The 12,649-nt window shown below is 60.6% G+C and carries 10 protein-coding genes; 6 read left to right on the top strand and 4 right to left on the bottom strand.

Going from position 1 to position 12,649, the window contains the following annotated elements; all coding sequences use genetic code 11:
• Nucleotides 1-2: 2 nt before the first annotated feature.
• The 3 genes from lsrD to lsrA are packed head-to-tail and all read right to left on the bottom strand — an operon-like array spanning nt 3 to nt 3,496.
• Nucleotides 3-980: an autoinducer 2 ABC transporter permease LsrD gene (lsrD, locus tag INF58_RS03960; RefSeq protein ID WP_193527059.1), complete on the bottom strand. Its 978-nt coding sequence runs from the start codon at nt 978-980 to the stop codon at nt 3-5.
• A complete protein-coding gene (lsrC, locus tag INF58_RS03965) occupies nt 981-2,012 on the bottom strand; it encodes an autoinducer 2 ABC transporter permease LsrC (RefSeq protein ID WP_193527060.1) in 1,032 nt (343 codons plus the stop codon). It lies immediately after the preceding gene.
• Nucleotides 2,009-3,496 (bottom strand): autoinducer 2 ABC transporter ATP-binding protein LsrA, encoded by a 1,488-nt coding sequence (gene lsrA, locus INF58_RS03970; protein WP_193527103.1) that lies wholly within the window; start codon nt 3,494-3,496, stop codon nt 2,009-2,011. Before lsrA ends, lsrC begins: the two co-directional genes overlap by 4 nt.
• Before the next feature lie 215 nt (nt 3,497-3,711).
• Between lsrA and lsrR the strand changes: the two genes are divergently transcribed.
• The 3 genes from lsrR to INF58_RS03985 all read left to right on the top strand — a co-directional run bounded on the left by lsrR (nt 3,712) and on the right by INF58_RS03985 (nt 8,503).
• Nucleotides 3,712-4,683, top strand: coding sequence for a transcriptional regulator LsrR (gene lsrR / locus INF58_RS03975; RefSeq protein ID WP_063867652.1), 972 nt, complete (start codon nt 3,712-3,714; stop codon nt 4,681-4,683).
• Nucleotides 4,684-4,715: 32 nt separating this feature from the next.
• On the top strand, nt 4,716-6,296 hold the full coding sequence (gene lsrK / locus INF58_RS03980) for an autoinducer-2 kinase (protein ID WP_193527061.1): 1,581 nt from the start codon (nt 4,716-4,718) through the stop codon (nt 6,294-6,296).
• Between the two features lie 185 nt (nt 6,297-6,481).
• On the top strand, nt 6,482-8,503 hold the full coding sequence (locus INF58_RS03985) for an NADPH-dependent 2,4-dienoyl-CoA reductase (RefSeq protein ID WP_193527062.1): 2,022 nt from the start codon (nt 6,482-6,484) through the stop codon (nt 8,501-8,503).
• A gap of 82 nt (nt 8,504-8,585) precedes the next feature.
• Here the strand turns inward: INF58_RS03985 and rlmG are convergent, their stop codons facing one another.
• Complete coding sequence (gene rlmG, locus INF58_RS03990; RefSeq protein ID WP_193527063.1) at nt 8,586-9,722, bottom strand: 23S rRNA (guanine(1835)-N(2))-methyltransferase RlmG; 1,137 nt, start codon at nt 9,720-9,722, stop codon at nt 8,586-8,588.
• Between the two features lie 83 nt (nt 9,723-9,805).
• Between rlmG and INF58_RS03995 the strand changes: the two genes are divergently transcribed.
• The 3 genes from INF58_RS03995 to INF58_RS04005 all read left to right on the top strand — a co-directional run bounded on the left by INF58_RS03995 (nt 9,806) and on the right by INF58_RS04005 (nt 12,596).
• Nucleotides 9,806-10,309, top strand: coding sequence for a YgjP-like metallopeptidase domain-containing protein (locus INF58_RS03995; RefSeq protein ID WP_063451100.1), 504 nt, complete (start codon nt 9,806-9,808; stop codon nt 10,307-10,309).
• Nucleotides 10,310-10,379: 70 nt separating this feature from the next.
• The gene (locus INF58_RS04000; protein WP_063867643.1) at nt 10,380-11,378 is read left to right on the top strand and encodes a Gfo/Idh/MocA family protein; all 999 of its coding nucleotides are present in this window, start codon (nt 10,380-10,382) and stop codon (nt 11,376-11,378) included.
• 252 nt (nt 11,379-11,630) lie between these two features.
• On the top strand, nt 11,631-12,596 hold the full coding sequence (locus tag INF58_RS04005) for a TerC family protein (RefSeq protein WP_063867641.1): 966 nt from the start codon (nt 11,631-11,633) through the stop codon (nt 12,594-12,596).
• Nucleotides 12,597-12,649: the final 53 nt, after the last annotated feature.

Consider the following 12,649-nt stretch of genomic DNA (forward strand, 5'->3'; position numbering starts at 1 on the left):
CATTACGCTCCGGATAGTTTTCTGAAGAGAGATCGCACCCATTCGCGGTGCAGACTCAGCGAACGTCCCATCACCACCACAACCAGCAGCGCCCCCGACAGCGCGCTCGACACCTGGTTGGGGATGCCGACCATCTGTAAACCCTGCTGGAGATACCCCACCAGCAGCGCCGCCAGCGCCGTACCCAGCACCGACCCTGAACCGCCGTAAATATTGGCCCCGCCGAGTACGGCGGCGGTGAGCGCGGGCATCAGCAAATCGCGCCCCAGATCCGAACGCGCAGAGCCGAAATAGGAGACCATCACCAGCGCGGCCACCGCCGACGCCACGCCCACCAGACCGTACAGCGCGTACGGCATGCCGTTCACCGACAGCGCCGCATAGCGTGCCGCGCGCGGGTTTTGCCCAATCAAAAACAGATGGCGGCCAAAGCGCCCGCGATGGGTAATCAGCCAGAAGAAGGCGGTAATTAACGCGAACAGCACCAGCGGGATCGGCAGCCCCAGCACCGTGAGGTTAGCGAACGCGGTAAAACTGTCCGGGAAGCCGCCGATGCCCTCGTAGCCCGTCGCCCCCGCTATGCCGGAGAGCAGCAGCGCGCCGCCGCCGTAGAGGTAGAGCGTGCCGAGGGTAATGACTAAAGGGCTGATGCCGGTGTAGTGGATCAGCGCCGCATTCACCAGTCCGCACAGCAGGCCAAGCAGCAGCGTCAGCGGAACGGCGACCGCCATGGGCCACCCCGCCTGCATCATCACCCCCAGCGCGATGGCGCACAGGCCGATGGTGGAGCCCAGCGAAATGTCGATCCCGCCGCTGATAATCACCAGCGTCAGCGGCAGCGCCACGATGCCGATGCAGATGAAATCGCTGGTGCTGAACAGCAGCATGTTAACGTCGAGCATGCGCGGGTTAATGGCGCCGAAGAGCAGGATCTCCAGCACCAGCAATATCAGCAGCGCGCTTTCCCAGTTGAGCCTCATTTACGCCACCTCTTTGTTGCGTTTGGGAAAGGGGGTGACGTGCTTTCCCCCTCTGTTGCCAGGCTGGAACCGGCCGTACTTCAGCGCCCGCTGATGGCGTGACAGCGCCTGGCGCAGCCGCCCGTCGAGCACCAGCACGCCCAGCAGCACCAGCCCGGCGATAAAGTCGTTCCACCATGCCGGCAGCCTGAACAGCACCAGCACGGTGTCGATTTGAGTCAGGAAGAACGCGCCGAGGAACGCACCGACCAGCGTGCCGGTGCCGCCCAGCAGCGAAAGGCCGCCGAGCACGCAGGCGGCAATGGCCTTCATCTCCAGCCCGCTGCCGGTCTGGTTGGGCACAAAGCCAATCTGCGCGGCAAAGACAATCCCGGCACAGGCCGCCAGCATGCCGTTAAGGGTGAAGGCGATCATGCGCGTGCGGTTCACCGCCACGCCCAGCTGGCGCGCGGCGGCGAGATTATCCCCCACCGCGTAAAAATCACGCCCGAACGCGGTGCGCGACAGCGTCCACGCGCCAACGACCACGAGCATCAACACTCCCACGTCGAGCGGTGAAATGCCGATGGCGGCAGGTTCAGAGAGAGACTTCAGCCCCGGCGGCAGCCCTTCAATCCACTTTCCGCCCGTCCAGAGCAGCATCGCGCCGCGGTACAGCCCCAGCGTGCCGAGGGTGGCGACAATCGCCGGAATGCGCAGGCCCACCACCAGAAAACCGTTGAACGCCCCCGCCAGCGCGCCAATCGACAGCGCGAAGAGAATGGAAACGGGCAGGCTGTAGCCGCCGTTAAGCGCCACGCCCACGGCAATGGCGGACAGCCCGACGGTGGAACCCACGGAGACGTCGATATTGCGGGTCAGCATCACCAGTGCGGCGCCGATGGCCAGCAGGATCAGGATCTGCGCGCTGGCGAAGATCATCCCCAGCGTTTGCAGGCTGAAGTAGGACGGATTCAGCGCCACCAGCACGGCGAACAGCGCCAGAATGGCGAGAAACGCGCTCAGCTCGCGGTTTTTGAGTAAGATCTTCATGATTGACCTCCAAACGCCAGCGCCATCATCCGGTCGAGGCTGACGGCGTGGCGCGGCAGCTCGCCGCTGAGTACGCCCTGATGCATCACCAGCACGCGGTCTGCGAGGCCGGGAAATTCATCGAGATCGCTTGAGATCATCAGCACCGCAACGTTCTGCGCCGCCACGCTTTTAATGAGCTGGTAGATATCGGCGCGTGCCGACACGTCCACGCCGCGCGTCGGCTCATCGACGATCAGCAATAAAGGATTGGCCTCCAGGCAGCGCGCCAGCAGCACCTTCTGCTGATTGCCGCCTGAGAGCGTGCGCACGGTTTGATCCGCATGGTTGAGCTTGATCCCCAGCGCCCGGTGATAGCGCTCCACCACCGCAGACTCACGCTTTCGCTGCTGCCAGAGCGACGGCTCGTTCAGCGCCACCGTGTTCCAGCGCACAGGCGCGTCGAGAAACAGGCCAGACACCTGCCTGTCTTCCGGCAGATAAACCAGCCCTTTTTCCAGACGTGAACCCACCGGATCGGTGGTGATCTCCCGGCTCTCCAGCCACACCCGCCCGCCGCGTACGGGACGCAGGCCGTAGAGCGTTTCGGCAAACTCGGTGCGCCCGGAACCCACCAGTCCGGCAAGGCCGACGATCTCCCCGGCGTAAATCTCCAGGCTGAGATCGATAAAGCCCTCTCCGGTGAGATCTTCCACGCGCAGCACCGGAAAATCCTGCGGCTGGGTGCGGCGGTTGCCCGGCAGCGCCAGCCACAGCTTTTGCGCATCGCTTAAGCCTTTCTCGCGGCTGACCGGCGTCATGGCGGCGATCAAAGCGCTGTCGTCAAACTGGGCGGTTTCGCCGCTGAGCACTACCGCGCCGTCGCGCATCACCGAAACGTGGCTCGACAGCGTGCGGATTTCCGGCAGCTTATGCGAGATAAAGACAATCCCGACGCCGAACGCCTGTAAGGCGCGGATCTGGCGAAACAGCCGTTCGGTTTCGCCGGGCGTCAGCGAGGCCGTGGGCTCGTCGAGGATCAGAATTCTGGCGTTGCGCATCAGCCCGCGCAGGATCTCCACCATCTGCTGGTCCGCCACTTCCAGGGTGCTGGCGGTGGCGTCGAGGTTAAGCTGACATTGCAGCTGCTGGAGTTTCTCCGCCAGGCGTTTTTCCCGATCGCGCTCTCGCGGCAGGCGGAACAGGATGTTTTCCCGCACCGTCAGGTTGGGGAAAAGCAGAGGCTCCTGCGGTACCAGATAAATGCCTAACCGGTGCGCCTGCGCCGGGTTAAGCCGTGCAAAAGACTCGCCCGCAACCGAAAGTTCACCGCTATCCGGCGTTTCCACCCCGGCGATGATCTTCATTAGCGTCGATTTTCCCGCGCCGTTACCGCCCATCAGCGCATGCACCTGCCCCGCAAGCAGCGTGAAATCAATGCCTTTTAAGACCGGCACGCCTGAGAACTGCTTGCTGATATTCCGCGCGTTGAGAAGTGGTGTCATCATCGCTCCGCTATTGAACAAATGATTTTTAGATTTAATAATGTTCAAAAGCGTAGACGGTGAACTATATTTACAACCGTGCAGGGATCACAGTTTTATCGATTGAGATTCAGATTAACCAGAAACGATCTAAAAGATCCGTTTTGCCGCGTGGCTCACATTTTCACGCCGCGCCATTACGAACATATGATCTAAATTTTTATAAGAGTTCAACTATGAGCGATAAACGCACTGCGGAAGAAGGACGGTTTGCCGGGCTGGCACTAGCAGAAGAGGAGCTGGTGGCGCGTGTCGCCTGGTGCTACTACCACGACGGGCTGACCCAGAATGATATCGGCGAACGGCTCGGTCTGCCGCGCCTGAAGATCTCCCGCCTGCTGGAGAAAGGCCGTCAGTCGGGGGTGATCCGCGTGCAGATCAACTCCCGCTACGAGGGCTGCCTGGCGCTAGAAACTGAGCTACAGCAGCGCTTTGGCCTGAAGCTGGTGCGCGTGATGCCTGCCTTAAACACCCCGCCGATGAACGTGCGGCTGGGCATTGGCGCGGCGCAGTCGCTGATGGGCGTGCTGGCGCCCGGCCAGCTGTTAGCGGTGGGCTTCGGTGAAACCACCATGAGCAGTCTGCAACACTTAAGCGGCTTTATCAGCTCGCAGCAGATCCGCCTGGTGACGCTTTCCGGCGGCGTGGGGCCGTATATGACCGGTATCGGCCAGCTGGATGCGGCCTGTAGCGTCAGCATGATCCCCGCCCCGCTTCGCGTGTCATCCGCTGAAGTCGCCGGGATCTTAAAGCGCGAAACCAGCGTGCGGGACGTGATCCTCGCCGCGACCGCCGCTGACGTGGCGGTGGTCGGCATTGGTTCCGTGAACCAGCGCCGTGACGCGACGATACTGCGCTCCGGCTATATCAGCGAAGGTGAACAGCTGATGTACGCCCGTAAAGGGGCGGTGGGCGATATCCTCGGCTATTTCCTTAACGCCGAAGGGGAATGCGTCGAGGAGCTGGAGATCCACAAAGAATTACTGGGCGTCACGCTCGATGAACTGGCGCAGCTGCCCACCATCGTCGGCGTGGCCGGAGGGGAAGAGAAAGCCGATGCGATTTACGCCGCACTGAAAGGTCGCCGTATTAATGGCCTGGTGACGGAAGAGACGACAGCCCGCGCGGTGCTGGCTCTGGCCGAATAAGAGTCGCCCTGCGCTAACAGCGAGGCAAGCTCATGAGTTACCTTTTAGCGTTAGATGCAGGGACAGGCAGCGTTCGCGCCGTGATTTTCGATTTACAGGGCAACCAGATTGCCGTCGGCCAGGCCGAGTGGAAGCACCTGAGCGTGGAGAACGTGCCGGGATCGATGGAGTTCGACCTCGACACCAACTGGCAGCTGGCCTGCCGGTGCATTCATCAGGCGCTGGAGCGCGCGCGCCTGAGCGCGGCGGATATTCAGTCCGTCGCCTGCTGTTCGATGCGCGAAGGGATCGTGCTGTACGACCGCAGCGGCGAGGCCATCTGGGCCTGCGCCAACGTCGACGCCCGCGCCAGCCGCGAGGTGGCTGAACTCAAAGAGATCCACGACTACCGTTTTGAATCCGAAGTGTATGACGTTTCCGGGCAGACGCTTGCCCTTAGCGCCATGCCGCGCCTGCTCTGGCTGGCGCATCATCGCCCTGATATTTATCGTAAGGCCGCCACTATCACCATGATCAGCGACTGGCTGGCGGCAAAGCTTTCCGGCGAGCTGGCGGTGGACCCGTCCAATGCGGGCACCACCGGCATGCTGGATCTCTTTTCACGCGACTGGCGTCCGGCGCTGCTCGACATGGCCGGACTGCGCGCCGATATTCTCTCGCCGGTGAAAGAGACCGGCACCGTGCTGGGCGCTATCACCAAAGAAGCCGCACAGCAGAGCGGCCTGCGCGAAGGCACCCCGGTCGTGATGGGCGGTGGCGATGTGCAGCTGGGCTGCCTGGGGCTGGGCGTGGTCCGCGCCGGACAAACGGCGGTGCTGGGCGGCACCTTCTGGCAGCAGGTGGTTAACCTGCCGCAGGTGCGCACCGATCCTGAGATGAACATCCGCGTGAACCCGCACGTCATTCCCGGCATGGCGCAGGCGGAGTCGATCAGCTTCTTTACCGGGCTGACCATGCGCTGGTTCCGCGACGCCTTTTGCGCCGAAGAGAAGCTGATTGCCGAGCGGATGGGCATGGACACCTATTCCCTGCTGGAAGAGATGGCGGGCCGCGTGCCCGCTGGCTCCCACGGCGTAATGCCAATCTTCTCCGACGCGATGCATTTTAAGCAGTGGTACCACGCCGCGCCGTCGTTTATTAACCTCTCCATCGACCCGGAAAAGTGCAACAAAGCGACGCTGTTCCGCGCGCTGGAGGAGAACGCGGCGATCGTCTCGGCCTGTAACCTGACGCAGATTTCGCGCTTCTCCGGCGTGACGTTTGATAGCCTGGTGTTTGCGGGCGGCGGCGCGAAGGGCGCCCTGTGGAGCCAGATTTTAAGCGACGTCACCGGCCTGCCGGTGCGCGTGCCGGAAGTCAAAGAGGCAACGGCGCTCGGCTGCGCCATTGCCGCCGGAACGGGCGCGGGGCTGTTTGCGGATATGGCCTCGACGGGCGAGCGGCTGGTGAAGTGGAGCCGCGAGTTTACGCCAAACCCGCAGCACCGGGAGCTGTACGACGGCATGATGCAGAAGTGGCAGGCGGTGTACGCCGACCAGCTCGGCCTGGTGGACAGCGGGCTGACGACGTCGATGTGGCAGGCGCCGGGGTTAGCGCGGGCAGCGACGCCGTAAAAAACGCCGGATGGCGCTGCGCTTATCCGTCCTGGGGTTTTGTAGCCCCGGTAAGCGTAGCGCCACCGGGGAAGTTCTTTGAGATCTATCACAATCATTCGATCCCGCTTTTACCTTTCTGCTGCCGCTGGCTAAATTAGTAACTCATCCGACCACATAACAATAATTTTACACTGGAAGAGACTATGAGCCGCTATCCGTCGCTATTCGCCCCCCTCGATCTGGGGTTTACCACCCTCAAAAACCGCGTGCTGATGGGCTCGATGCACACCGGGCTGGAGGAGCGTCCGGACGGGGCTGAACGTCTGGCGGCCTTCTACGCCGAGCGCGCGCGCCACGGGGTGGCGCTGATTGTCACCGGCGGCGTAGCCCCTGCCCCTTCCGGCGTGACGATGGGGGGCGGTGCAGTTCTGAATGATGCGACACAGCTGCCGCATCACCGCATTGTCACGGACGCGGTGCATAACGAGGGCGGCAAAATCGCCCTGCAAATTCTGCATACCGGGCGCTACAGCTATCAGCCAAAGCTGGTTGCGCCATCGGCTATTCAGGCGCCGATTAACCGCTTTACCCCTCACGCCCTCAGCCACGACGAGATCCTGGCGCTGATCGACGATTTTGCTCGCTGCGCCGCGCTGGCGCGTGAGGCGGGCTACGACGGCGTGGAGGTGATGGGCTCTGAAGGCTATCTGATTAACGAGTTCCTCGCCGCCCGCACCAACCAGCGCGAGGACGAATGGGGCGGCGACTATGCCCGCCGGATGCGCTTTGCCGTGGAGGTGGTGCGCGCGGTGCGCGAACGTGCGGGTGCGGACTTTATTATCATCTTCCGCCTGTCGATGCTCGACCTGGTGGAAGGCGGCGGCACGTTCGACGAAACCGTACAGCTGGCGCAGGCGATCGAGGCCGCAGGCGCCACGATTATCAACACCGGGATTGGCTGGCACGAAGCGCGCATTCCGACCATTGCCACGCCGGTGCCGCGCGCGGCGTTCAGCTGGGTAACGCGCAAGCTGAAGGGCAAAGTCTCCGTTCCGCTGGTCACCACTAACCGCATTAACGATCCGCAGGTGGCGGACGATGTGATCTCACGCGGCGATGCCGATATGGTCTCAATGGCGCGTCCGTTCCTCGCGGATGCCGAACTGCTCTCTAAAGCGCAAAGCGGCCGTGCGGATGAGATCAATACCTGCATCGGCTGCAACCAGGCCTGTCTGGATCAGATCTTCGCCGGCAAAGTCACCTCATGCCTGGTGAACCCCCGTGCCTGCCATGAAACCAAAATGCCGGTCGTCCCGGCGGTCAGTCAAAAACGCCTGGCCGTCGTGGGTGCCGGCCCCGCTGGCCTGGCGTTTGCGGTCAATGCCGCCACGCGCGGGCACCGCGTGACGCTGTTCGATGCCGCCGGTGAAATTGGCGGGCAGTTTAATATCGCCAAACAGATCCCCGGCAAAGAGGAGTTCTATGAAACCCTGCGCTATTACCGCCGGATGATCGACCTGACGGGTGTTGATCTGCGACTTAACCAGTTTGTCAACGCGGCGGATCTCATCGACTTCGACGAGGTGATCCTCGCGAGCGGGATCGCCCCGCGCACGCCTGCGATCGAGGGCATCGATCATCCGAAGGTGTTGAGCTATCTGGACGTACTGCGCGATAAAGCGCCCGTTGGCGAGAAGGTGGCGATTATCGGCTGCGGCGGGATCGGATTTGATACCGCGATGTATTTAAGCCAGCCGGGCGAGGCCACCAGCCAGAACATCGCCGAGTTTTGCGTGGAATGGGGCATTGATACCAGCCTCAGTCAGTCCGGGGGCCTGCGCCCGGAAGGTCCACAGCTGCCGAAAAGCCCGCGCCAGATCGTGATGCTCCAGCGTAAGGCCAGCAAGCCGGGCGAAGGGCTGGGCAAAACCACGGGCTGGATCCACCGCGCCACCCTGCTCTCACGCGGGGTGAAGATGATCCCGGGGGTGAGCTACCAGAAGATCGACGACGACGGGCTGCACGTGCTGATCGGCGCTGAACCGCAGCTGCTGCGCGTGGATCATGTGATTTTGTGCGCCGGACAGGAGCCGAAGCGCGATCTGGCCGATCCGCTGCGCGAAGCCGGTAAAACGGTGCATTTGATTGGCGGGTGCGACGTGGCGATGGAGCTGGATGCGCGGCGGGCGATTGCTCAGGGGACAACATTGGCATTAGCGATTTGATTTCTTGCCCGGTGGCGCTGCGCTTACCGGGCCTACAAAACCGTAGGCCTGTGCAAGCGCAGCGCCGCCAGGCAAAACCATCTTACCGACGACGCCCCAGCTTCACCGCTTTCAGCACCACAAACTTGTTGTTCGTCGCAATGGTGACGCAGTTACCGAAGATCTTCTTCAGCTTGTGGAAGTAGTCCAGGTGGCGGTTTGCCACGATGTACAGCTCGCCGTTGATTTTCAGGCAGCGGCGCGCGTGGTGGAACATCTCCCACGCGACGTTATCCGTCAGGGCGTGCTTCTGGTGGAACGGCGGGTTGCAGAACACGGCGTTAAAGCGGAAAGGCTCTACGCCGGAGAGCGCGTTGTTAATCATAAACTCGCAGCGATCCAGCGCCTCCGGCATGTTGGTTTCCACGTTCAGACGGCTGGAGGCCACCGCCATCGGCGACTCGTCACTGAACACCACGCTGGCTTCCGGGTTCTTCGCCAGCAGCGTCAGGCCAATCACCCCGTTGCCGCAGCCCAGATCGACAATTTCCCCTTCCAGATTTTCCGGCAGATGTTCCATAAAGAAACGCGCTCCGATGTCCAGACCGGTGCGTGAGAAAACGTTCGCATGGTTGTGGATGGTCCAGTCGGTGCCTTCCAGCGTCCAGCTCAGGGTCTCCGGCGCGTCGGCCAGTTCCGGCGCGCTAAAGGTACAGTTGATCAGGCGCGCTTTTTTCCAGGCCAGCGTGGTGGTGGTCGGACCGAGCACTTTCTCGAACAGCTCCAGCGTCGAGGTGTGAATATCGCGCGCCTTCGCACCCGCGATAATACGCGTTTCTGGCGTCACGACCTTACGCAGCGCGCGCAGCTGCTGTTCCAGCAGCGCCATGGTTTTGGGCACTTTGATCAGCACCACGCCCGGCGCCTGCGGGTAGTCCGCGGTGCTGTCGAGGAACTTCACGCTGGATTCGTCGATGTCGTTGTGACGCAGGTTTTCACGCGTCGCCAGCTCGCTCAGGTAAGAATCGCCGATACTGTAAGGTGCGTGTTCCGCCAGCGCGCAGCCCAGCGCGCCAAACGCGTCATTCAGGATCAGAACCGGGCCGCGGATTTCAGTCTCATCCAACTGTTGCAGCAGATATTCATCCGCCGCTTCCCACGCCTGAAGCGGGTTTACGTCGTCCGTTTCCGGGAAACGTTTAAGGTTGAGTGAACGGAAACCGTTGTCTAAGTGGCTCATCGGCCCTCCTGAATGGTAAAATTTGGCGTATCCCTGAAAAGGGTGCGTGAGTATACCCGTTTTATTGTCGATTTGGGGCGTTGATGAACCAACTTACTTATCTCCAGGGCTACCCGGAGCATTTACTTTCCCAGGTTCGCAGCCTGATTGCCGAGCAGAAGCTCGGCGCGGTGCTGGAAAAACGCTATCCCGGCACCCACGATTTCGCGACCGATAAGGCGCTCTGGCAGTATACGCAGGATCTGAAAAACCGTTATCTCAGAAGCGCCCCGCCGATCAACAAGGTGATGTACGACAACAAGATCCACGTGCTGAAAAATGCGCTCGGCCTGCACACCGCCATCTCCCGCGTGCAGGGCGGCAAGCTAAAGGCTAAGGCGGAGATCCGCGTGGCGACCGTTTTCCGTAACGCGCCGGAAGCCTTTCTGCGGATGATCGTGGTGCACGAGCTGGCGCACCTGAAAGAGAAAGAGCACGACAAAGCCTTCTATTCCCTGTGCTGCCATATGGAGCCGCAGTACCACCAGCTGGAGTTTGATACCCGGCTGTGGCTGACGCATTTATCGTTAAAGAGTAATGCGCAGTAGCGCACGCGAAATGTCATGATGACGTGCTACAGTGGTTTTAAGTTCCCTGCTACGGAGTACGTAAACGTTTATGATACGTTTCGCAGTCATCGGTACGAACTGGATCACGCGCCAGTTCGTCGACGCCGCCCACGAAACCGGCAAATATAAGCTCACCGCAGTCTATTCCCGCAGCCTTGAGCAGGCGCAGAGTTTTGCGAATGACTACCTGGTTGAACATCTGTTCACCTCGCTCGATGAGATGGCGCAAAGCGACGCTATTGACGCGGTCTATATCGCCAGCCCGAATTCTCTGCATTTCCCGCAAACGAAGCTGTTCCTCAGCCACAAAAAGCACGTGATCTGCGAGAAGCCGCTGGCCTCGAATATTGAGGAAGTGGAAGCCGCCATTCAGCTTGCCCGGGAAAACCAGGTGGTGCTGTTTGAAGCGTTCAAAACCGCCAGCCTGCCGAACTTCCTGCTGTTGCAGCAGTCCCTGCCGAAAATTGGCAAAGTGCGTAAAGCCTTTATCAACTACTGCCAGTATTCCTCGCGCTACCAGCGCTATCTGGACGGCGAAAACCCGAATACCTTTAACCCGGCCTTCTCGAATGGCTCAATTATGGATATCGGTTTTTACTGTCTGGCCTCTGCGGTCGCGCTGTGGGGTGAGCCGCACGGCGTGACGGCCACCGCCAGCCTGCTGGAGAGCGGCGTGGATGCCCACGGTATCGTGGTGCTGGACTACGGTGATTTCAGCGTGACGTTGCAGCACTCGAAGGTCAGCGACTCCGTACTGCCAAGCGAAATTCAGGGCGAAGACGGCTCGCTGGTGATCGAAAAAATCTCTGAATGCCAGAAGCTCAGCATCGTCCCGCGCGGCGGAAAAGCGCAGGAGCTGACGCAGCCTCAGCATATTAACACTATGCTTTATGAGGCAGAGGTCTTCGCCCGTCTGGTAGAAGACAACGAAGTGAACCACCCTGGGCTGGCGATCAGCCGCACCACGGCGAAGCTGCAAACGGAGATCCGCCGACAGACCGGCGTAGTCTTCCCCGCAGACGGCGTGAATGTGGAAGCCGTCGCGTAAAGCTGTGTAATGAAACCGTGCAGAGCATTGACGAAATCGATGGTCTGACATATTTTGTTACCTGCAAAGGGGAGTAACTTCTTCGCCGGTGGATCGTCATTACGATGCGTGCAAAACCGCATCCGGTCGCCGGGCAACCTTCATGGTTGTAAGTGAGACCTTGCCGGAAGGCGAGGTCTATGCATAAAAAGCTAACGGCTATCGTCTTCTGACCATAGCCGTTTTTGTTTTTTTATGTGTAAGGAAAATAGTATGCATTCTGTCGGCACTCCAATGCTGTGGGGCGGATTCGCGGTAGTCGTGCTCATCATGCTGGCAATCGACCTCTTTTTGCAGGGTCGTCGCGGCGAGCATGGCATGAGCGTCAAGCAAGCCGCCGTCTGGTCGCTGGTATGGGTATCCCTCTCACTCCTCTTCTGCGCCGTCTTCTGGTGGTACCTGGCCTCAACCGAAGGCCGTGCGGTGGCGGATCCTCAGGCACTCGCCTTCCTCACCGGCTATCTGATTGAAAAAGCGCTGGCGGTTGATAACGTCTTCGTCTGGCTGATGCTGTTCAGCTATTTTGCCGTGCCTGCGGCCCTGCAACGCCGCGTGCTGGTCTACGGCGTGCTGGGTGCCATCATCCTGCGTACCATCATGATCTTCGCCGGGAGCTGGCTGATTACCCAGTTCGAATGGCTGCTGTACGTGTTCGGCGCGTTCCTGCTGTTCACCGGGGTCAAAATGGCGCTGGCGAAAGAAGACGATACCGGTATCGGTGATAAGCCGCTGGTGAAGTGGATCCGTGGTCATCTGCGCATGACGGACAAAATCGAGAGCGAGCATTTCTTCGTGCGTAAGAACGGCCTGCTGTTCGCCACCCCGCTGCTGCTGGTGCTGATTCTGGTCGAGCTGAGCGACGTTATCTTTGCGGTGGACAGTATTCCGGCAATCTTCGCGGTCACCACCGACCCGTTCATCGTCCTGACCTCGAACCTGTTTGCGATCCTCGGCCTGCGTGCGATGTACTTCCTGCTGGCAGGGGCGGCAGAGCGCTTCTCCATGCTGAAGTACGGTCTGTCGGTGATTCTGGTCTTCATTGGTATCAAGATGCTGATTGTCGATTTCTACCATATCCCGATCGCCATTTCGCTCGGCGTGGTGTTTGGCATTCTGCTGGTGACGCTGGTTATCAATACCTGGGTTAACCGCCAGCACGATAAAAAGCAGCAGGTTTAGTGCGTTTTGCCCGGTGGCGCTGCGCTTACCGGGCCTACACGGACACGATTCGT

The organism is Enterobacter cloacae complex sp. P24RS, assembly GCF_014982165.1.
Taxonomy (GTDB): domain Bacteria; phylum Pseudomonadota; class Gammaproteobacteria; order Enterobacterales; family Enterobacteriaceae; genus Enterobacter; species Enterobacter quasihormaechei.

Coding starts and splice junctions, on each gene's coding strand:
- lsrD (WP_193527059.1), bottom strand. CDS start 980: ATGAGGCTCAACTGGGAAAGCGCGCTGCTGATATTGCTGGTGCTGGAG.
- lsrC (WP_193527060.1), bottom strand. CDS start 2,012: ATGAAGATCTTACTCAAAAACCGCGAGCTGAGCGCGTTTCTCGCCATT.
- lsrA (WP_193527103.1), bottom strand. CDS start 3,496: ATGACACCACTTCTCAACGCGCGGAATATCAGCAAGCAGTTCTCAGGC.
- lsrR (WP_063867652.1), top strand. CDS start 3,712: ATGAGCGATAAACGCACTGCGGAAGAAGGACGGTTTGCCGGGCTGGCA.
- lsrK (WP_193527061.1), top strand. CDS start 4,716: ATGAGTTACCTTTTAGCGTTAGATGCAGGGACAGGCAGCGTTCGCGCC.
- INF58_RS03985 (WP_193527062.1), top strand. CDS start 6,482: ATGAGCCGCTATCCGTCGCTATTCGCCCCCCTCGATCTGGGGTTTACC.
- rlmG (WP_193527063.1), bottom strand. CDS start 9,722: ATGAGCCACTTAGACAACGGTTTCCGTTCACTCAACCTTAAACGTTTC.
- INF58_RS03995 (WP_063451100.1), top strand. CDS start 9,806: ATGAACCAACTTACTTATCTCCAGGGCTACCCGGAGCATTTACTTTCC.
- INF58_RS04000 (WP_063867643.1), top strand. CDS start 10,380: ATGATACGTTTCGCAGTCATCGGTACGAACTGGATCACGCGCCAGTTC.
- INF58_RS04005 (WP_063867641.1), top strand. CDS start 11,631: ATGCATTCTGTCGGCACTCCAATGCTGTGGGGCGGATTCGCGGTAGTC.